Genomic DNA, 20,464 nt, shown 5'->3' on the forward strand with positions numbered 1-20,464 from the left:
ACTTCAGGCGGTGCGCCAGCAGGCCGGCAAGCCCTCGATATTCAAGCCTGGATCGAGACTTTCAGCACAGGCCGCTCTCTGCCCCGGCTGGCCCGCCACACCCTTGTGGGGACCTTCCGAGGCAGACGTCCGTCAGCGGACACCAGCACCGCTGAACCGACTTATATGCCGACAAAGTCGCCAGTAATGAACTTCGACATCAGCTGGGGACAGTAGATCGATATTGCGGTGCGGGTGAACAACCGGGCCATCAGCGGCGACATGCCGCTGTTGCTCATGTTTACCGCAATGGCAGACATATCTGCGCCCTGCTTGGCCATCATCGGGCAGACCGACTTCCCCAGTGATGTGGCCGCCAGCGGATCTGAAAACGGAATGCCGGCAAGACCCAGGGCGCCCAGGAATAGCCGGTCGCTGGTATCGGCGTTCGCCGGCGCAACGGACAGCGCGGCAGCACCAATCAGGCTGGCCAACAGCATCACTGCTTGACGGGTCACGCGCGATTTTCGCCTGTTGTACGTCATTTGCGTGGTCATTTTCCCTTCTTCGAGTTAGGTGAAGCGGCTGCGTGTATCACGTCAGCCGTGCAAACCGTCCTACACAACGGTCACGGTGACAGCACGCCGAAGTAACGGTCTGGCGCTCGGCCAACCTTGGCCTGGTAGAGGGCGTTTTGGCGGCGGGGTGGTGCTGCCTGTTCCCTGCCAACCAGACCAGGAGTTTTGTGAGTCCGGTAAGCTCGGCCGCTGACCTAGACTCCGTGGTTGGTGAGCGCAGACTGGGAGAGTCGATGAGTACCAAATCGAAGCTCACTGTGGATCCGCGGGATCAATTCTGGTGGCCGCGCACCCATGTCCGGTCAGACGTCGAAACCAAGCCCTGAGCCGTGCGCGCGTTCAGGTGCCCAGAGTGCAGGCAGCCGGTCGGCTTCGAGGTGCAACGCTGCCTGGCGTGTGGGACGGCGGTGGGTTACCACTACCCATCACGCCAGATGCTCTCCGTCTCGGGGCGAGCGGGCGTGGTTGTCGACGAGCGTCAATGGGTGCGGTGTTCGCATTGGGAGCGCGGCTGTAACTGGCTCACCGCCGGTGACTGCGGAGGGGGACGGTGTTTTCCCGACAGCTTCGTCCGGCGGAGTCCGGCACCCGACGACAGTGAGGCGCTGGGTGAGCTCGACAACACGTTGAAGGCGTTGCGACGGTTGATTTTCCAGCTGATGGACCTGGGACTGCCGGTCCGGCCGTACTACCAAGCCGAGGACGGACTGGCGTTCGATCTGCTGTCGAGTAAATCGTTGGGCGGCCCAGTGATGATCGGACACGCAAACGGAGTGATCACCATCGATCTGGACGAGTCGGTCGAGCTCTACCGGGAGCGACTCCGAATCCGCCTCAAAGAGCCGTACCGCACCATGCTGGGTCACTTCCGACACGAGGTCGGTCACTATTACGAGATGATTCTCGTCCAAGACACGCCACTGGCCGAGCACGCGCGAGCGATGTTCGGCGATGAGCGCGAGGACTACCAGGCCGCGCTGCAACGCCACTACAGCGGCGTTGTCCCGCCAGACTGGCAATCGACCTATATCTCGGAGTATGCGACCGCGCACCCGTGGGAGGACTTCGCTGAGACCTTCGCACACTATTTGCACATCACGGGAACCCTTGCCACAATTGCAGATTCGGGCCTCGTGTTGCAGGCCAACAGGGTCACGTGGGACCTGAAGGCAGAGATAGATGCCCGAGTGTCTTATGCCGATGCCACGATTGCCGACATCATCGGGGACTGGATGCCACTGTCGAGTGTGCTGAACCGCGTCAACCACTCCATGGGCCGCGATGATCTGTACCCGTTCTCGCTGCCGCCGCGAGTGGTCGACAAGCTCGGCTTCATCCATCAGGTGGTCACGACGACCGCCGTTGATCATGCTGCCGCTAGACAAGGTTGAACCATGGCTCCTAGTGCTATCTCCACCGATCGGATCAAGAAGGCTGTTGTCGACGCGCACAAGAAGCACAAGAGCAAGAGGGGCGGCAAGAACGCCAGCTACATCCCGATCCTGGGCCAGGTGCCCTCGAAACTGTTCGGTGTCTGCGTCGCGACCGTGGACGGACAGATATTCACCGCCGGTGACGCACGGTACGAATTTGCGCTGGAATCGATCTCGAAGGTGTTCACGCTCGGGTTGGTGATCGAACAGCGTGGCCCCGAGCAGTTCCGCGGCAAGGTCGGCGTGGACCCGACCGGTCATCCCTTCAACTCGGTGTTGGCCCTGGAGCTCCACAATGACAAACCGATGTCGCCACTGGTCAACGCCGGCGCCATATCGACTATCAGCCTGGTGGAGGCCATCGACGCCGAGGACCGCTGGCGCCAGATCCTAGGAGTGCAAGGCGATTTCGCCGGGCGTCCGATCTCGATGAGCGAAGCAATCAATGCCTCGGAGCAAGCCACCAACTTCCGGAATCGCGCAATCGCCTGGCTGCTGCGCGACGGGGGATACATCTACTGCGATCCGATGGAAGCCTGCGACATTTACACGCGGCAGTGCTCGACGTTGGTCACGACAGTGGATCTGGCGGTGATGGGGGCGACGCTGGCAAACGGCGGGTCCAACCCGCTCACCGGTACGAAGGTCATCGCGCGCGCCAACGTTGCCCACGTGCTGGCCCAGATGGCGATGGAAGGCGTGTACACGCGCTCCGGCGACTGGGCCTACACCGTGGGATTGCCGGCCAAGAGCGGCGTCGGAGGTGGGCTGGTCGCCGTGGCGCCGGGTCAGCTGGCGATCGCAGCGTTCTCGCCGCCGTTGGACGAGGCAGGTAACAGCGTGCGGGCGCAGGCCGCGGTGGCGCAGATCGCGCACACTCTGCAACTCGGGCTGTTCAACGTCCCGCCCCGCAACGAATAGCAGCGCGCCGCTAGCCGCCAAGCCAACAATCATGTACCATTTGGTACATGATTGTTGAGAGCCACGTCACCATAGACGCGCCGCCGACCCTGGTGTGGGAGGTGTTCACCGATGTTGAGCGCTGGCCCGAATGGACCGCCTCAGTCACCCGGCTGGTAGCCCTCGACGGAGCCGGCATCGCGGTGGGGAGACGCTTCCGGATCAAACAGCCCAAGATGCCCCCGCTTATTTGGGAGGTGACGGACCTCGTCCCCGAAGGGTCGTGGACCTGGGCGCAACGTTCCCCCGGCGGCACGACCCTGGCTCATCACACGCTGACGCCAATGGCCGATGGTCGGACGCTCGTGCGACAGGAGCTCCACCAGCGGGGACCCGTCGGCGCAGTGATCGGCCGACTCATGCGCCGCACCACACGCCGCTACCTCGACATGGAGGCCCAAGGCCTCAAAGACCGAAGCGAGCAACTGCGGCACGCCCTTGGCCCGCACACCTGACGTCACGCGACGCCGGCAGCTACTCGACGCACTCATCGAGGAGTTTGCGGCTGGCGGCGTCGGCGACCGGTCGCTGCGTGCCGTGGCGGCTGCGGTCGGCACCAGTCACCGCATGGTGCTGCACCACTTCGGGTCCCGTGACGAATTGCTGCTCGCAATCGTCGAGGAAGTCGAGCGCCGCCAAATGGCCATCCTGTCCGACGTGCCGACTGATCCGGCCGAGGGTTTCGCTGCAATGTGGGCTACCTTGCGCCAGCCTGATTTGCGGCCCTTCGAGCGCCTCTTCTTCGAGTGCTACTCCCGTGGAGTGCAGGGCGAGGAGCCCTTCGCGCGCATGGTGCCCGGTGCCGTGGATTTGTGGCTGTCCCAGGTGCACGCGGCGGCAGGCGGGACGAGCGACCCCGCGTTGGTGCGTCTGGGACTCGCCGTCACCCGCGGACTGTTGCTTGACCTGGTTGCCACCGACGACGACGCGGGCGTGACGTCGGCGGCGCAGGCCTTTGTGGATCTGGTTCGACGAACACGCTGACTGGCTGCTACGCGGGCTCAGCGGCCTCGATCAACAGCGTCGGCACGCCGCACGTACCGCTTTTTACGGTGGCCACGCGGGTGCCGGGCTTGTGTCCTGGGCGGACCTCGGAGACGTCGAGCCCGGCTGCCGCTAGCCGTGTTCGCGCGGCATCGGCGCTCGGAACGTTCCAGGAGAGCCCCCAGATCTGATCGGTTCGGGCCGGGAGCTGGGCGTCGCGCAGTGGCTGCGCGATCTCGACCGTGACTGCGCCCACCCGCAGGAACACGAGTCGCATGGCCCAGTCCGGAAAGTTGCGGTCGAGCGCGAGACGCAGACCGAGCCCCTCGTGGTAGAGCGCGATTGCGGCATCCGCGTCAGACGTGTGAACCACCACGTGATCGATGCCGCTAACAATCGCGTCCTTGGATCCGACTGGTTGCGCCTCGGGCAGGCGATCCGGCGACTCGTGCTCAATCGCGATCATCAGCACCCCGCGGGTGCGAGTATCCGGTAGCAGCACACTGCGCCAGCGCCGGACCTGCCCTGTGTCGGTGTCGCGGCCCAGACCGGGTGCCACGGGCGACGGCTCAAGGCCGTTCGCGGCCAGTTGGGCGTGCGCAGTGTCGAGATCGGAGGTGGCGAACGCCAGCCCCATGGGGCCTTCGCCTCGTCGATCCAACTGCGTAGCGACCGTGCGCCCCAGGGGGCCATCGCCATACGGTGTGATCAGTTCGATGTAGGTGTTGTTCAGCCGGAACAGTACGTTCGCCGTGCCCCAGCCGGGATGATCCCCGCGCCACGAGGGGCTCCGGGATAGCAGCGTGGCGTAGTGGCGGGTGGCGTCCTCGAGGTCGCGCACGGCGAGAATCACGTGGTCGAGTGCGTCGAACACGTACTCAGCATGGCTGATGCTCTACGCCAACTCGCTGAGACCCGGATGATGATGGTGCATCCGTCTGAAATCTCAGATCTCGGAGATTTGAGGAAAATTGCTGTACGAGCCGGCGGTGGGGGCTTAAGCTCCGGCTACTCGGCGATGGGTAGTGGCCGGGCAACTCGAGGGGTTGCCCCGAGCTGGTGGGAGCTGTGCGGTGTCTTATGTTGTTGCGCTGCCGGAGATGATGTCCGCCGCGGTTACGGACGTGGCCTCAATTGGTTCGCTGGTCGCGACCGCAAACCAGGGCATTGCAGGTGCGACCACGGGGGTGGTGGCTGCTGCCGAGGACGAGGTGTCAGCGGCGATCGCGGCCTTTTTTTCCGCCCACGGCCAGGGCTATCAAGCCGTTAGCGCGCAGGCGGCGGTTTTTCACGGGCAGTTCGTGCAGGCATTGACCCGCGCGTCTGGGGCCTATGCCGCAGCCGAGGTAGCCAACGCATCGCTTCTGCAGGCCGAGTTCGCCACGACCATGGGGACCGGTGTCGCCGTCGTTCAACAGGAGATTCAGCAGACTTCCACGGCGCTGGCCTCCGGCTTCACCCGGGCGTTCGGCACCGTCTTCACCGAAATCTTCGGGGCGCCGGCGGCTCCGGCGTTCCCGGCAACGCAGACAGGGACCTTCACCGGCCTACCGTCACTGCCCACCAGACTTGAAATCGCTGCACTGTGGCCGGTGAAATCCCTGTTGGGTGTGTCCGGACTCGAATCTCAACTTTCGATTCCAAGTTCGCCACTCTTGGCGCTGCTTGCTAGCGACGTCCCGCCGCTGTCATGGTTTCTCGGCAACTCCCCGCCGCCGTTGTTGAATTTGCTGCTGGGACAAACGGTCCAGTACACGAGTCATGACGGGATGAGTGTCGTCCACATCACGCCGGCCAATCCAACCGGCGAACAGGTGGTCGCCATTCACGGTGGCGCGTTCGTCTTGCCGCCCTCAATCGTGCACTGGCTCAACTACTCGGTGATGGCCCATCAGACCGGCGCGACCGTGCAAGTGCCGATTTACCCGTTGCTGCAGGAAGGCGGAACCGCCGCAACGGTGGTCCCGGCAATGGCTGACCTCATCTCCACGCAGATCGGTCTACACGGGGCCTCGAACGTCAGCGTGACCGGTGACTCCGCGGGCGGCAACCTTGCACTGGCTTCCGTCCAATACATCGTTGACCAGGCTGCCCCGGTGCCGTCGTCGGTGGTTCTGGTGTCTCCGTGGCTAGATCTCGGAATGACCAATCCAAATATTGCGTTCGTCCAGGATCCGCTGCTCCCGTTTGGTCCTGCGGTACAGATCGGCAAGGTGTGGGCAGGCAATCTGCCGGTCAACGACCCGGTGGTGAGTCCGCTGTTCGGCACCCTCAGCGGGCTCCCGCCGACGTATGTTTACTCGGGCAACCTCGACATACTCTCGCCCGACGTATTCGTCCTCCAGCAAGCGGCTGCGCTCGCCGGGGCCCCGGTCAACTTCGTTCTGGCTAACGGCCAAATACACGTCTGGATCCTGCTCACCCTCGACGGCTTCCGATACCTCCCGCAGATCTACCAGCAACTCGGCATTTGACCGCGTTCTGAGACGGGGAACCCGCGATCCGCGCGCGTCAATTCGCGGCAATCGGCGCCCAGCCAGCGAAGATAGGGGCGGAACCCAAGCCGGAGCCGACGGTGTCGGCCCGCACACCGTATCGCTGAGGTGGAGCCTATGGACGAGACAGACAACGTCGTTGGCGACGGGGTAGGGATGCCGAAGGCGGACCGCACCCGGCCGAGGTACGGTGTCGCGCACCGAACCTGCGTGCTGCGGTGGGCTACGACTGTGACCGCCGCGATCACGTTGGGACTGGTCGCCTTCGGGGGACCGAGCAGGTTATGGACCGCCACAACGTCGGGCACGGTGCCCTCTGCAACGTGGGCGGTGACGCTGTCTCCGGTCGCCACCACGTACCCGGCACGGCCGATGCTGGCGGCGGACCCCGCCCGCCTGGCCGCCGACTTGAGCGCCGACGAGCAGGCGCTGCGCAATCCGTCGTCGTCGGGGGCCGTGCTGTTGGCGGCTGCGCGCCGCCAGCAGGTCGCCTACCGCGCCATCGGACGCCACCCCGAGTGGGATTCGATCGTGCGACCGAGAATTCCGCAACCGCTGCGCGAAACCTACGATCGCAACGTCAGCGCGCGTCGGCATCTCACCGCACTAAGCAAGGCAGATGTGCAGGACACGTTGCCCGCATGGCGCATCGTCCCGCCGACGCGCGGCGACGCGTTGCTGGGTTACTACCGCAAGGCCGAGGCGGCGACTGGCGTCGGCTGGAACTATCTGGCTGCGATCAACATGGTCGAAACCGGCTTCGGCCGCATCGCTGGGGTGAGTACCGCCGGCGCGCAGGGTCCCATGCAGTTCTTGCCGTCGACGTTCGCCGAATACGGCGCCGGTGGCGACATTCGCTCGCCGCACGATGCCATCATGGCCGCCGGCCGCTACCTTGCCGCCAACGGTTTCGCCAACGATCATGACCATGCCATCTTCCGCTACAACAACTCGAGCCATTACGTTGCGGCGGTCAATGACTACGCGGCGGTGATGGCCAGCGATCCGGCAGCTTTGGCTGGCTACTACCGGTGGGACATCTACTACCTCACCAGCTCGGGTGATGTGCTTCTGCCGACCGGCTACGTCGCGACCCATCGGATCCCCGTCGCCGACTATGTGGCAACGCACCCGCAGTAGGTGAGAGGGGCTAGCTAGCCGGGCGTTCCGGGAGCGCCGAACAGCCCGCCGTTGCCGCCGTTGCCGCCGTTCCCGTTAGCGACGCCGGTGCCTCCGGGACCGCCGTTGCCGCCGTTGCCGATCAGCTGGGCGTTGCCGCCGTTGCCGCCATTGCCGCCATTGCCGCCAACGCCGTTGGTAGCGCCGGTGCCGGCAGCGCCGCCTTGGCCGCCGGTACCGCCGGTGCCGCCGTCGCCGTACAACAACCCACCGCCCCCGCCGGCAGCCCCCGTGCCCCCGTTGCCACCGCTTCCGCCCGTGCCACCCACGCCGGTGCTGATGCCGCCGGCGCCGCCTAGCCCGCCGCTGCCGCCAGCGCCGCCGTTGCCGAACAGCAACGCGCCGGCACCGCCGCCGGCGCCGGCGCCGCCTTGTGCTCCTGCCCCGCCTTTGCCGCCGAGGAACCTTTCGCCACCGTCGCCGCCGAGCCCGCCGTCCCCCCCGGCGCCGCCATTGCCGAACAGCCACCCGCCATGCCCGCCCGCCGCGCCCGTGCCGCCGTTGCCGCCGTTGCCGCCGTCGACGACGGTGCCGCCGGAGGAGCCCATGCCGCCGGTGCCGCCGGTGCCACCGGTGCCACCGTCGCCGAAAAGCCACCCGCCGTGCCCGCCGACGGCCCCGTTCCCGCCGGCGCCGCCGGGGAAGCCGAAGGTACCGGCGAGGCCTCCCTGCCCGCCGTTGCCGCCGGCCCCGCCGGCACCGAACAGGCCGGCGCCACCGCCGATGCCACCGATCCCGCCCATACCACCCGCCGTGCCGGAAGGGCCGCTGCCGCCGGCCCCGCCGAAGCCACCGGCGCCGCCGTTGCCGAACAGCCAGCCGCCGTGCCCGCCGGCGCCGCCGGCCCCACCGTTGGCCCCGGTGCCGGCGAGGGCGCCAAAGCCGGCCCCGCCGACCCCACCGTTGCCAACCAGCCCGGCATCCCCACCAGCGCCGCCGGCGGGGTTGGCGGCGTCACCAGCTCCGCCGGCCCCTCCGTTGCCAAACAACAACCCGCCAGCCCCACCGTTTTGCCCCGGACCTCCGGCGGCGCCGTCGCCGATCAGCGGGCGTCCGAGCAGCGCCAGGGTTGGCGCGTTGATCACCGCGAGCACGTTGTGCTCGATGCTTTGCAGCGAGGCGTTGGCCGTCGCCTCAGCGGCGGTGTAGGAGCCCCCGGCAGCGCTCAAGGACTGGACGAACTGCTGGTGAAAGTCCGCCATCTGGGTGCTGAGTGCCTGATAGCTATCCGCGTATCCCGAAAACACCGCAGTGAGAGCTGTGGACACTTCATCGGCACCGGCAGCCACTATCTCCGCGGTCGGGCCCGCGGCAGTCGCATTCGCGGCAGCCAGCGCCGAGCCGATGCCCGCCAGATTCGTTGCTGCGGCCGCCAGTGATTCCGGGGCAGCGATGAGATAGGACATCGTGTCCTCCCAGGAGCACTGGCCGGTGGTGGGCTCAGTCTATCGTCGTGCGGCACGACACCTGGCAGTTTCCGGAGACGTTCGGGCCGTAGGTTCCCGAGGTGCGCCGGCACGCTACTGGCATGATTAGCTATATCATCTAACTATCTGGTGTCCTGTCGGTGCGCAGGGGTCAGTGTGAGATTCAGCGTCAATCGGACTGGTGTATCACGATTTCTGAGAGGGGTACCTGCGGATGGTGCGAGCATCTCGTTTCGAAGGAACGATCGGTCGTACTGTTGCCGATTCACAGCCGTGGTATGACGAGCCCCCGCATCCGGGCGCCGATGCCCCCAATGTGGTGGTGGTGTTGCTCGACGACACCGGCTTCGCGCAGTTCGGGTGCTACGGCTCGGACATCGACACGCCGAATGTCGATGCGTTGGCGGCCAACGGGTTACAGTTCACGAACTTTCACGTGACGCCGCTGTGTTCACCCACGCGCGCGGCGTTGCTGACCGGTCGCTCCCAGCACGCCGTGGGCATGCGGACCGTCGCGAATATGCTCACCGGATTTCCGAACCAGCTCGGCCACATCAGCAATCACGCGACAACGATCGCCGAGGTGCTGCGCGAAGAGGGCTACGCCACATTCTGCGCGGGCAAGTGGCATCTCGCGCCGACGGAGCAGTGTTCGGCGGCTGGCCCGGTCGATCAGTGGCCCCTGGCCCGCGGTTTCGATCGTTTTTATGGTTTTCTCGATGGCGAGACGGACCAGTTCCACCCGCAATTGGTGTGCGATAACCATCCCATCGACCCGCCGGGTCGCCCCGAAGACGGCTACCACCTCTCCGAAGACCTGGTCGATCAGGCTCTCAAGATGGTGGCGGACTCAAAAGGTGTCCGTCCCGACCGCCCGTTTTTCCTCTACGTGCCCTTCGGCGCCACACACGCACCGCACCAGGCGCCCGAGAGCTACCTGGCCAAGTACGCCGGCAAGTATGACGACGGGTGGGATGCGGCTCGGCAGCGGTGCTATGAACGTCAGCTCGAAACCGGTGTGATCCCGCAGGGAACCCAACTGGCCCCACGCAATCCCGGCGTCGACCCCTGGGACGGCCTCGGAGAGAACCAACGCAAGCTGGCCAGCCGTCTGCAGGAAGCGTTCGCCGCGTTCCTCGATCACACCGACGATCAGATTGGCCGCCTGATCGAGGGCCTGCGCGAGCTGGGTCAATTAGACAACACAATCGTGATCGTGCTCGCCGACAACGGCGCCTCTCAAGAAGGAGGCCCATTTGGTGTCCTGCACGAGATGCAGTTCTTCAACAGCATCCTTAATGGCGCCCTGGACACCCCCGATGACCTCATCGATCGTCTCGACGACATCGGTGGCCCGCACAGCCACACCAACTATCCGTGGGGCTGGGCACAGTGCGGCAACACCCCGTTCAAGTGGTACAAGCAGAACACCCACGAGGGCGGAGTCCACGTGCCGCTCATCGTGCACTACCCAGACCGGATCGCCGCGGATCAACGGGGAACGATGCGCAATCAGTTCGTCTACGTCTCCGATATCGCACCAACGATCTATGACCTCCTCGGCATCACGCCGCCACAGACCTACCGCGGTATCGAGCAGCTGCCGGTGACGGGCCACTCGTTCGCTGGTGTCATCGACGATCCCGGTGCGTCGGCAACGAACTCGGTGCAGTACTTCGAGATGATGGGCAGCCGTGCGATCGTCGCTGACGAGTGGAAAGCCGTCTGCAAACACGTACCCGGCGCCGACTTCGACACCGAGCCTTGGGAGCTGTACCACCTGGCCACCGATTGGTCGGAGTGCGTCGACCTGGCCGGCGAACAACCCGAACGGCTCAAGGAACTCATCGAACTCTGGTGGAGCGAGGCCGAACAAAACGGGGTGCTGCCACTCGATGACCGCACGATGGAATTGTTCGGGCCCCGATTTCGCCCCAACTCACCACACCCGCCCGACGAGCACTACGTCTATCGGCCGCCGATGTCGCCGCTGCCGATGCAGGCCGGCCCGGCTATCGCTGGTCGCGGCTTTCGTCTCACGGCGCACATCACGCGCAGCGCCGGCCAGGACGGCGTGCTGTTCTCCACCGGCAACGAGAACGCAGGTATCTCGGTGTTCGTGCAGAACGACAGGCTGGTGGTGGATTACAACGCATTCGACACGCACTCGATCGTCGAATCCAACATGGCAATCCCCGACGGAGACGCCACTCTGGTCGCAGACGTGCGGCGCGGCCAGGACGGCTCGGGCGCGATCGGCATCGAGGTCAACGGGCAAGCGGCCGGCTCAGTCACCTCGGCGACATTCATGCGGATTATCTCGACGATCGGCGCCAGCATCGGCTTCAACCACGGGTCGGCCGTCTCTTCGCGTTACGACGCGCCGTTCACGTTCGCCGGAAAGCTCCACAAACTCGAAATCCAGCTTGTCGATGACGAGGATCCGGACACCAGGCGCACCGAAGCCGCGGCAGAAATGCGCCGGCAGTAAGCCACCAGCAGCCAGCGCTACGGCGATGCGACCCGATCGCGGAAGCCCGGCCCGGCTTCGGGAGTCACATTTCGCGCGGTGATCAGCTCGCCACAGTGGGCGCACATCAAGCGCGGATCGACGTGCTGGCCGCACGGGTGGTGGCGCAACACAATCGGTGGTCCGTCGGGGTTCGGCAGGTGCTGGTCTCCCCATCGCATGAGGACGACGATCGCGGCAAACAAGTCGCGGCCGGACGACGTGAGCCGGTACTCGTGGCGCTCGGGCTCCCGGGAGTATGGCACCCGGTCAAGCAGGCCCACGTCGACGAGCATCCGCAGCCGCGATGACAGTGTCGGCCGCGGAATGTTGAGGTTGCGCGCGAGCTGACCGAAGCGCTGCACCCCGAAGAACGCCTCCCGCAGGATGAGCAGCGTCCAGCGCTCGCCCACCAATTCGAGGGCGCGCCCGACCGACTCACCTGCGAAGCGGTGGGACAGGTCGGCAGCGGCCATGGTCTACCAACTGTACCTGGTTCAATCACTGAACCGAGGTGGTAACTTGGCTGCATCAGCCCAGTCATCAGGAGCCGGCGATGAACCAAAGCGACACTGAGATCGAGCTACTTGCCGAGAAGATCGCGCTGTCAGCACAGGAGATGTCGGCGGAAATCGACCGCGACCGGAGACTCCCCAACGAGCTGGTGACCGGTCTGAGCGAGGCCGGCCTGCTGCGCGCCACCATGCCAGGCGAGGTTCACGCACTCGAACTGGCGCCGGCGCCGGCGCTGCGGTGCGCCGAAGCGGTGGCCCGCGGCGACGCATCGGCGGGGTGGTGCGTGTCGATCGCGATCACCAGCGCCTTGCTGGTCGCCTACCTGCCGGAGTCCAGCCGCGAGCAGATGTTCGGCGGCGGGCGGGGTATCGCGGCGGGGGTGTGGGCGCCGCGCGGCATCGCGAAAACGGTCGATGGTGGTGTCGTGGTGTCCGGGCGCTGGCCGTTTTGCAGCGGGATCAACCACGCCGACATGATGTTCGCCGGCTGCTTCGTCGACGAGCGGCGGGTGCCCTCCGTCGTCGCACTGGACAAAGCCGACCTGGTCGTCCTCGACACTTGGCACACGCTGGGCCTGCGTGGCACGGGCAGCCACGACAGCGTGGCTGAGGACGTCTTCGTGCCCGCCGATCGGGTGTGCTCGGTGTTTGACGGACCAACCCTGGACCGGCCGCTGTATCGCTTTCCTATATTCGGGTTCTTTGCCCTGTCGATCGGCGCGGCGGCGTTGGGCAATGCGCGCGCCGCAATCGACGATCTCGTCGAGCTTGCCTGCGGCAAGAAAGGGTTGGGGGCGACGCGCACCCTGGGCGAACGTTCGACGACCCAAGCGGCGGTGGCCACGGCCGAGTCGGCGCTGGGTGCGGCTCGCGCGCTGTTCTACGAGGCGATCGAGGCGGCCTGGCAGGCCAGCCAGGATCCGGAGGCAGTGCCGGTGGCGACGCGCAACCGGCTGCGCCTGGCTGCCACACATGCGGTACGTACCTCGGCCGACGTGGTGCGCACCATGTACGACCTGGCAGGCGGCAGCGCGATCTACGACAGCTCACCGCTGCAACGCCGGTTCCGCGACGCACACACCGCCACCGCCCACTTCCAGGTCAACGCGGCGTCCCGCGAGCTGCCGGGCCGGTTGCTGCTCGGCCAGCCTGGCGACGTGTCGATGCTGTGACCGGGGTGGAAGTGCCGCCAGTCAACCGGGTGTGCCGTCTGGCGGCCCGCCCGATCGGCCTGCCGAAGTCCTCGGATTGGGAGGTCACCGACGAACCCGTCGCGAGCCCGGGGGCCGGCGAGTTCCTGGTGCGGGTCGAGTACTTGTCCATCGATCCGGCGATGCGGACGTGGATGAACGCGGGGCGGTCGTATGTGCCCGCGGTAGAGATCGGCGAGGTGATGCGCGCGGGCGGCATTGGGCGCGTCATCGATTCGCGGCACCCGGATTTCGCGGCCGGTGACCACGTGTATGGCGTCTTCGGGGTGCAGCGCTACGCGCTTTCCGACGGTAGCGGCGTGACTGCGGTCGACACGACCGTTGCGCCCGCCCCGGCACATCTCGGCGTCCTGGGGGTCAGCGGACTGACAGCCTATTTCGGGCTGCTCGACGTTGGCCGCCCACAACCCGGACAGACCGTGGTCGTCTCCGGAGCCGCCGGCTCGGTGGGCAGCATCGTCGGCCAGATTGCGCGGATCCACGGGTGCCGGGTGATCGGTATCGCCGGCGGCGAAGAGAAGTGTCGATGGCTCCTAGCCGAGCTGGGATTCGATGCCGCCATCGACTACCAGGCAACCGATCTGCGCAAGCAGCTGAAGACGCACGCCCCCAACGGTATTGACGTCTTTTTCGACAACGTCGGGGGAACGGCGCTGGAGGCTGCTCTCTCGCGGCTGGCCCGTGGCGCCCGCGTCGTCCTGTGCGGCGCCATCTCGCAGTACAACACTAGCGGCGAACTGCGTGGGCCGGCCAACTACATGCAGCTGCTGGTCGCCCGCGCATCGATGGCCGGCTTCGTCGTCTTCGACTACGCCGACCAATACAGCGAAGCCGTTGTGCAGCTGGCGAATTGGCTGCGCAGCGGCGAGCTGCGCTCGCGGGAACAGGTTGTGAACGGCGACGTCGCCGATTTTCCTGAGGTCCTGTTATCGCTATTTCGTGGTCACAACACCGGCAAGTTGATTCTGGAAATCGACGCGGAGACGCAATGAGTGGGGGCCTGTTCGGCCTTCTCGATGATGTCGCAGTTCTTGCACGACTGGCAGCGGCCTCGATCGACGACATCGGCGGTGCTGCCGCTCGCGCGACTGCAAAAGCCGCCGGCGTGGTCATCGACGACACGGCCGTGACGCCGCAGTATGTCCACGGGATCACCGCAGAGCGCGAGTTGCCCATCATCAAACGCATCGCGATGGGTTCACTGCGCAACAAACTCCTGTTTATCCTGCCCGGAGCAATGCTCCTCAGTCAGTTCGTGCCGTGGCTGTTGGGCCCCGTCCTGATGCTGGGCGCCACTTACCTGTGCTACGAAGGCGCCGAGAAGGCATGGCACGCCCTCCGCGGTCGTACCGGCGCGGGTGCGGCACCCCGCGATGAGGACCGACTCGTCAAGGGCGCGATTCGGACGGATTTCATCCTGTCGGCGGAGATCATGGTGATCGCTCTGAGCGAGGTCGCCGACGAAGCCTTCTTGCGGCGGCTCATCGTCCTGGTCATCGTCGCAGTGGTCATCACCGCTGCGGTCTACGGTGTCGTCGCTGCCATCGTGAAGATGGACGACATTGGGTTGCGCCTCACGCAATCCACACTCGGCTTCGCGCAGATCGTCGGCCGGGCGCTGGTCGCCGGCATGCCAACCCTGCTCTCGGCGCTCTCGGCGATCGGGACCGTGGCGATGCTCTGGGTCGGCGGCCACATCCTGCTCGTCCAGAGTGACCACCTCGGTTGGCGCACCCCATCCGCTCTGGTTCACCACGCCGAAGACCAGCTTCGCCATAGCGTGGAGTCCGTCGGTAGCGTGCTGGCCTGGTTGGTCAACACCGGGATCTCCGCAATGATCGGCGTTACAGTCGGTGCTCTCGCGGTTCTCGTTGTCGCACTGCTTCGGCTGTCGCCCTACGGCCGGCGAGATCGTCTCACGTGCCGCAGAAGGTTCGGTAGCTGCCGAAATCCGCGGGGGCAGGGCTGGCGTAGCGCTCAAAACCGGCCCGTTCGTTGTAGGGGTCAGTGACGGCCTCCAGGAGCTTGTTGACCGGATCAAGATCGCCGGCGGTCGCTGCCGTCAGCGCCTCTTCGACGAGATGGTTGCGCGGAATGTAGATCGGGTTGACGCGGTCCATCGATTCGGCGTCGGGACCCAGCGCTAGCCAGCGCGACAACCACTCATCGAATCGCGCGAGGTCAACGAACATTCCGCGTGCCGGCTCGGCCCCGCCGCGGGCAGCCTGGCCAAGGTGGCGAAAGAACGAGGTGTAGTCGACGCGGCTTTCGGTCAGCAGGAGCTGCAATTCGTCGAACAACGACGTGACGACGTCGGTCTCGACGTCTTCTGACAAGCCAAGCTTGGCTCGTAGGCCTGAGGACCAGTCGGCTCGGTATTGCTGGAATCCACCAAATGCCTGCTCTGCCAGCGTGATTGCCTCGTCAGGGTCGCCAGACGCGGGGTCCGCGAGCAGGGGGAGGAGCGCCTCAGCGAACCGGGCGAGATTCCATTCGGCGATGGCAGGCTGATTGCCGTAGGCATAGCGTCCCCAGAAATCGATTGAGCTGAAGACCGTTTCACGGTCGTAGGCTTCCATGAATGCGCAGGGTCCATAGTCGATCGTTTCGCCGCTGATCGTCATGTTGTCGGTGTTCATCACCCCGTGGACGAAGCCGACCAGCATCCACCGGGCCACCAGTGACGCCTGGGCTTCGACCACCGCTTTGAACAGAGCCAGGTAGGGGCGCTGCGACTCCGCGGCGCGGGGATAGTGGCGGGCGATCGCATGATTGGCAAGGCGCCGCAACGGCTTCAGATCACCTGTCGCCGAGGTGAGTTGGAAGGCATAGTGGAAACTCCCGACGCGCAAGTGACTGCTGGCGACGCGCACCAGCAAGGCGCCCGGCAGCAGTTGCCCGTCGCGCTCTACCCGGCGCCCCGTGCCCAACACGGCCAAGGCGCGCCCCGTTGGGACGCCCAGAGCGTGCATCGCTTCGCTAACGACGTACTCGCGCAGCATCGGGCCCACCACGGCAAGGCCGTCACCGCCGCGCGCGAACGGCGTAGGTCCGGAACCTTTGAGGTGGATGTCGCGCAGGCATCCATGCCGGTCGACGCACTCGCCCAGCAGCAGTGCGCGCCCGTCGCCCAATCGCGGGACGAAGCCACCGAATTGATGCCCGCTGTAGGCCTGGGCCACCGGAACTGCGCCGGCGGGAACCAGATTTCCCGCCAAGAATCGCAGCCCGTCGGCACTGCGCAACCAGGCGGCGTCCAAGCCAAGATCCGCCGCGAGCGGCTCGTTGAGCACGAGCAGCTGTGGATCCGGCGGCACCTCCGCTTGCCATCGGACGGCCATCTCTGGCAACTCGCGCCAGAACCGGTCCTGCAGGGTCAGAGTCTTATCCGGGGCAACGCTCACGTCACCGAGACTACGGGGAGTCGGCGGCCGGGGGTTCCGTGTCAGGCCCGCCCACGGCGTTGGCGTACTGCGGGCAGTACGCGCGAACGGAGATGGCGACAAAGTCGTCGGCGTTGTCACTGAATGCCGGGCTGCTCGCACGAAATGCCGAGATCACCTGTTGCACTGTCATCCCTTGGCCGATGTTCTGGCATACCGTCTTGCCGTTGAAAGTGGCGGCGCCGGGGTTGGCGAACGAGATGCCCCGATCGTTGAGGGCTTGAATGTACCTGCTGTCCTGCTCGGGGGTGGATGCGATCGATTCAGCGCGCGGCGGTGGCGTTGTCGTCGATGGGGTTGGCGTGGAGGCCTGCACCGCTCTTGTCGGAGACGGCTCGCGTGTCACCGCCCAATGCCCTAAGACGATTGCCCCCGCCACACCGAGACCGACCAGAAGTAGCGCGGCAGCTCGTCCCCACGTAGAGCGCCAGGACTCTGGCACGGTGACTTGTTCGTTCGAGATGCTCGCGATGTCCGCGATATCACTGCCATCGCCCAGATCGCCCAGATCGCCCAGATCGCCCAGATCGCTGCCGCCGTCGTCGCGTTCATCGGTGTTCGACCACGCGACGCTCGCGGAGTCGGCAATGGGGGAATTGGGCACCGCCACGGTGTCGCCACCGTCGAGTGCGGTTGTGTCGTCGGCAGCCGGGCTCGGCTCGGCCATGACGGTCATGGTAGCGAGGGTGCGACGATTCTCCCACGTTGGGAATGTGACCCGCGTCGGGATGCGAACCCGTCAGGTGAGGTGACGGTCTCGCCACCGCCGGAACCGGCTCGTTGGCACCTGAATGGCCCCCATCACGGCATTCATCGACGACGCGACGGATTTCTCGGGTGCCGTGGGCTTGGCGGCTGGCGGGGTGTCGCCTTCCCACCACGTTGGCTGCAACAGCGCCGATGTCACCGGAATCGCTGGCTCGATGCTGCGGCGCCCCCACCTGCACGCGCGATCGATGGCCGGCCCGGTGGGCGCCAGGTTCACCGGCGACAATGTCGGCTCGAATCGGACGAGGTGATCGGCGTAGGGCAGATTCCGCACCATCTGCAGCTGGATCGCCTGGGTGATCGGGACCAACCACAAGTGCCGGGGGTCCCAGTGGGGATGGAAGCAATCAAAAGCCAGATAACACGCGTTGCGGGTGCCAAGGCGCCCGTCGCGGACCCGTTCCCACGCCAATTCGACTGGGACGTTGCTTGCCGCGCCACCGTCGACCATCGCCGCGATGTCCTCTCTGGCGCAGAGCTCGTCGAGCAGGGGGATCATTCGCGGGTCGCTCGTTTCGTGGTGCAGCACGCCGGGGATGGCCGACGAGAACGAGGCAGCGTCAGCGACGTTGAAGTCGCGCGTCTCGTCGTGGTCGCTGATGACGATCGGTTTGACCACCCGCACATCGATGAAGGCAGCGACCTGCCACATGCGCGCTCCCACCCACGGACCCATGCCGATGGGCAGAAACGGAAGCGACCGCAGCTTCAGCGCGGCCATTTCGGTCCGGCGGAACCGGGACGGCAGTGCTGCGTACGGCTGTCTTCGCACCCCGGCGACGACGACATCGAGCGGGATTGCCAGATCTGACATTCGCAGGTGTTCGCCGTCGGCACGGCTGAGCAGGGTATGGGCGAATTGGTCGAAACGCAGCGCGAACATGCCGGCCAGGCCGTGGCGGCGGCGGCGCCGTTCGGGGCCGAGGATGGCGCGGTAGGACACCGTCTTGGCCCAATCCATGTACTCGTCGATCGGCACCGGCAGGGCGCGGGCCACGAGGCTGCCGATGATCGATCCGAACGACGAGCTGACCATGTAGTCGGGAACCTGCCCGGCCTCGAGCAGCCGCTGCATACCGCCGATGTAGACGAAACCCGCACCACCGCCGCCGCCGAGGACGGTGACGAGCTTCTTGTAGCCGACCTCGGCGTCGAGTTCGGCGGGCGCAAAGTCATTTGCGTGGCGTTCGATGAGGACGCGCCGTTGATCGTCCTGGTCGTCGACGAGACTCGCCAGCACGTCTCTGGCCGCTCGCAGAGCTGTCGCCGGATCTGCTTCTTCGCGCAGCGGACCGTAGAGGGCGTCGGCGACCCTGGACCGCCACGGCGCGACCTGGGCGCCCAGCGAGATGTCGCCGCGTCCGCGGCTGCCGCCCGGGCCAGCGGCCCCCGGCTCGAAGTCGGCCAGTCTGGCGAAGTTGAGGATGTACCGCAATTTGCGCAGCTGTTCATCGCTCAACACGTCCGGATTGGACAGGTGATGGCGGACCAGCCGGTTTTCCATCTTTTGCAGCAGCAGGGCCGGCTCGGCGGCCAGTAGCTCGGCAGCGCTGAGGGATGCACCGGGTTGCTGTGACTCGTCCTCGATCTCCTCGATCAGGTCCAGTGCCGCCGCGCGCCGCCCTAGGCGATCGAACATCCCGTCGGCGAAGGGGATCTGCATGAGGATCAACCCTCTCACGTCGCCTGTGCTTGCCCTGGACCGGAAGGACTAGACATCCCAGGGTTTTAAGGTGTCAAGCGGCAGTTGGGGTGCGGTGTGCCCAGGCGGTGTGTTCGTTGTATCGGGTGTGGTGTCGTAGGCAGCCGTGCAGGATGGCGACGAGACGGTTGGCTAGGGCGCGTAAGGCTTGGTGGTGGGTGTCGCCGGCGCCGCGGTGTTGGTCGTAGAACGCGCGGGCGCCGGGGCTGGCCACCAGGGCGCAGAAGGCCCATTGGTCGATGGCGTCGTAGAGACGGCGGTTGCGTGCGTGGCGGGCCAGCACGGCGCGTTTCTTGCCCGACGCGACAGTCAAAGGTGAGGTTCCGGCGTAGTTTTTGCGAGACTTGGCATCGGTGTAGCGATTCGGGTCGTCCCCGAACTCACCGAGCACCCGGGCGCCGAGTACAGCGCCGAGTCCTGGCAGGGAGAGGTAGATGTCGGCGTCCGGGTGTGTCTCAAAATGGTCGGCGAGGCTGGCCTCGAGCTCGTTAATCTGGCGGTTGAGCTCTGCGATGATGCTGACCGCGGCGCGGGTGCTGGCCGCGAACGCGGCGCTGACCGCTGCGGGTGCCGATAGCTGCTCGGTGCGCAGCGCGGCGAGGATTTCGCGGGCGCGGGCGGCGATATAGCGCTGGCGCCCGCCGCGTTTGAGCGCAGACTGGATCGCTGGCAGGCTCAGCCGGGTGGCCTGTTCTGGGGTAGGGGCGCGCCTGAGCACCTCCAGGGTGTCGCCGTGGGCGAGGTCCTCGAAAGCCGCCAGTGCGCTCGGGTAGTACTCCCGCAACGTGCTGCGCAGCGCGTTGGTGTGGCGGGTGCGTGCCCAAATCAGGTTCTGATGTGCGCGGGCCAGAACTTTGATGGCTTCAGCGGTGGAGCTGTCGCCGGCGAGCGAGCGATGGTTGTGTCGATCAGTGCGCACCAAGTCAGCCAGCAGTTTGGCATCGCTGGCATCGGATTTGGCTCCCGAGACGTGGTGGCGATCGCGGTAGCGGGCCACCGCCAGGGGATTGATCGCAAACACCTGATAGCCGGCCGCCGCCAGGGCGCCCACCCACAAGCCCCGGTCGGTTTCGATGCCGATCACCACCTGACCTGGCTCCTCGGCGTGCGCCGCGATCAGCTCGTGGAGCTGGCGAACGCCGGTCAGGCCTTCAGAGAGCCGCCGTGACGCCAACCGCGTACCGGCCTGGTCCATCACATGCACGTCGTGATGGTCTTCGGCCCAGTCGTCTCCGATGAAAATCACCCGATGTCCTCCTCCGATTTCCGGTTGTGGGATGA

Annotated in this window: 18 protein-coding genes; 10 read left to right on the forward strand and 8 right to left on the reverse strand. The window is 65.9% G+C overall.

All coding sequences use genetic code 11. From position 1 onward, the window contains the following. Window positions 1–161 precede the first annotated feature (161 nt). Window positions 162–536, reverse strand: a complete 375-nt coding sequence (locus F6B93_RS06310; protein WP_211698329.1) for a DUF732 domain-containing protein — start codon at window positions 534–536, stop codon at window positions 162–164. Between the two features lie 350 nt (window positions 537–886). Here F6B93_RS06310 and F6B93_RS06315 point away from each other — a divergent pair, with 350 nt between their 5' ends. The 4 genes from F6B93_RS06315 to F6B93_RS06330 are packed head-to-tail and all read left to right on the forward strand — an operon-like array spanning window position 887 to window position 3,934. Then, the gene (locus tag F6B93_RS06315; protein WP_281426140.1) at window positions 887–1,948 is read left to right on the forward strand and encodes a zinc-binding metallopeptidase family protein; all 1,062 of its coding nucleotides are present in this window, start codon (window positions 887–889) and stop codon (window positions 1,946–1,948) included. Between the two features lie 3 nt (window positions 1,949–1,951). Beyond that, a complete protein-coding gene (gene glsA, locus F6B93_RS06320; RefSeq protein WP_211698330.1) occupies window positions 1,952–2,911 on the forward strand; it encodes a glutaminase A in 960 nt (319 codons plus the stop codon). 47 nt (window positions 2,912–2,958) lie between these two features. Then, entirely contained in the window at window positions 2,959–3,405 is a 447-nt protein-coding gene (locus tag F6B93_RS06325; RefSeq protein ID WP_211698331.1) for an SRPBCC family protein, read from the forward strand. After that, window positions 3,389–3,934: a TetR/AcrR family transcriptional regulator gene (locus tag F6B93_RS06330; RefSeq protein ID WP_211698332.1), complete on the forward strand. Its 546-nt coding sequence runs from the start codon at window positions 3,389–3,391 to the stop codon at window positions 3,932–3,934. Before F6B93_RS06325 ends, F6B93_RS06330 begins: the two co-directional genes overlap by 17 nt. 7 nt (window positions 3,935–3,941) lie before the next feature. On the opposite strand, the gene F6B93_RS06335 is transcribed toward F6B93_RS06330, so the two are convergent. Then, window positions 3,942–4,808: a VOC family protein gene (locus F6B93_RS06335; RefSeq protein ID WP_211698333.1), complete on the reverse strand. Its 867-nt coding sequence runs from the start codon at window positions 4,806–4,808 to the stop codon at window positions 3,942–3,944. A 199-nt stretch (window positions 4,809–5,007) separates the two neighbouring features. On the opposite strand from F6B93_RS06335, the gene lipY reads away from it, so the two are divergent. Beyond that, window positions 5,008–6,408, forward strand: coding sequence for a triacylglycerol lipase LipY (gene lipY / locus F6B93_RS06340; RefSeq protein WP_211698334.1), 1,401 nt, complete (start codon window positions 5,008–5,010; stop codon window positions 6,406–6,408). Between the two features lie 177 nt (window positions 6,409–6,585). Beyond that, window positions 6,586–7,569 (forward strand): lytic transglycosylase domain-containing protein, encoded by a 984-nt coding sequence (locus F6B93_RS06345; RefSeq protein WP_211699305.1) that lies wholly within the window; start codon window positions 6,586–6,588, stop codon window positions 7,567–7,569. Window positions 7,570–7,583: 14 nt separating this feature from the next. Here F6B93_RS06345 and F6B93_RS06350 read toward each other — a convergent pair whose 3' ends face one another. Next, window positions 7,584–9,014, reverse strand: a complete 1,431-nt coding sequence (locus F6B93_RS06350; protein ID WP_211698335.1) for a PE family protein — start codon at window positions 9,012–9,014, stop codon at window positions 7,584–7,586. A gap of 235 nt (window positions 9,015–9,249) precedes the next feature. Between F6B93_RS06350 and F6B93_RS06355 the strand changes: the two genes are divergently transcribed. Then, window positions 9,250–11,526 (forward strand): arylsulfatase, encoded by a 2,277-nt coding sequence (locus tag F6B93_RS06355; protein ID WP_211698336.1) that lies wholly within the window; start codon window positions 9,250–9,252, stop codon window positions 11,524–11,526. Between the two features lie 17 nt (window positions 11,527–11,543). Here F6B93_RS06355 and F6B93_RS06360 read toward each other — a convergent pair whose 3' ends face one another. Continuing rightward, window positions 11,544–12,020 carry a winged helix-turn-helix transcriptional regulator gene (locus tag F6B93_RS06360; RefSeq protein WP_211698337.1) on the reverse strand — a complete coding sequence of 159 codons (477 nt, stop codon included), beginning with the start codon at window positions 12,018–12,020 and terminating at the stop codon, window positions 11,544–11,546. An 80-nt stretch (window positions 12,021–12,100) separates the two neighbouring features. On the opposite strand from F6B93_RS06360, the gene F6B93_RS06365 reads away from it, so the two are divergent. The 3 genes from F6B93_RS06365 to F6B93_RS06375 are packed head-to-tail and all read left to right on the forward strand — an operon-like array spanning window position 12,101 to window position 15,281. Then, a complete protein-coding gene (locus tag F6B93_RS06365; protein ID WP_211698338.1) occupies window positions 12,101–13,231 on the forward strand; it encodes an acyl-CoA dehydrogenase family protein in 1,131 nt (376 codons plus the stop codon). Between the two features lie 11 nt (window positions 13,232–13,242). Then, complete coding sequence (locus tag F6B93_RS06370) at window positions 13,243–14,262, forward strand: NADP-dependent oxidoreductase (protein ID WP_211699306.1); 1,020 nt, start codon at window positions 13,243–13,245, stop codon at window positions 14,260–14,262. After that, window positions 14,259–15,281: a DUF808 domain-containing protein gene (locus F6B93_RS06375; RefSeq protein WP_211698339.1), complete on the forward strand. Its 1,023-nt coding sequence runs from the start codon at window positions 14,259–14,261 to the stop codon at window positions 15,279–15,281. Before F6B93_RS06370 ends, F6B93_RS06375 begins: the two co-directional genes overlap by 4 nt. Here the strand turns inward: F6B93_RS06375 and F6B93_RS06380 are convergent. The 4 genes from F6B93_RS06380 to F6B93_RS06395 all read right to left on the reverse strand — a co-directional run bounded on the left by F6B93_RS06380 (window position 15,187) and on the right by F6B93_RS06395 (window position 20,429). Then, window positions 15,187–16,674 (reverse strand): protein adenylyltransferase SelO, encoded by a 1,488-nt coding sequence (locus F6B93_RS06380; protein WP_211698340.1) that lies wholly within the window; start codon window positions 16,672–16,674, stop codon window positions 15,187–15,189. The two genes, F6B93_RS06375 and F6B93_RS06380, sit on opposite strands and share 95 nt — an antisense overlap. A 10-nt stretch (window positions 16,675–16,684) precedes the next feature. Beyond that, window positions 16,685–17,380, reverse strand: coding sequence for a DUF732 domain-containing protein (locus F6B93_RS06385; protein ID WP_246541023.1), 696 nt, complete (start codon window positions 17,378–17,380; stop codon window positions 16,685–16,687). Window positions 17,381–17,452: 72 nt separating this feature from the next. After that, a complete protein-coding gene (locus F6B93_RS06390) occupies window positions 17,453–19,144 on the reverse strand; it encodes a patatin-like phospholipase family protein (RefSeq protein WP_211699307.1) in 1,692 nt (563 codons plus the stop codon). 73 nt (window positions 19,145–19,217) lie between these two features. Continuing rightward, entirely contained in the window at window positions 19,218–20,429 is a 1,212-nt protein-coding gene (locus F6B93_RS06395; protein ID WP_211697462.1) for an IS110 family RNA-guided transposase, read from the reverse strand. Window positions 20,430–20,464: the final 35 nt, after the last annotated feature.

It is taken from the genome of Mycobacterium spongiae (assembly GCF_018278905.1).
GTDB lineage: Bacteria > Actinomycetota > Actinomycetes > Mycobacteriales > Mycobacteriaceae > Mycobacterium > Mycobacterium spongiae.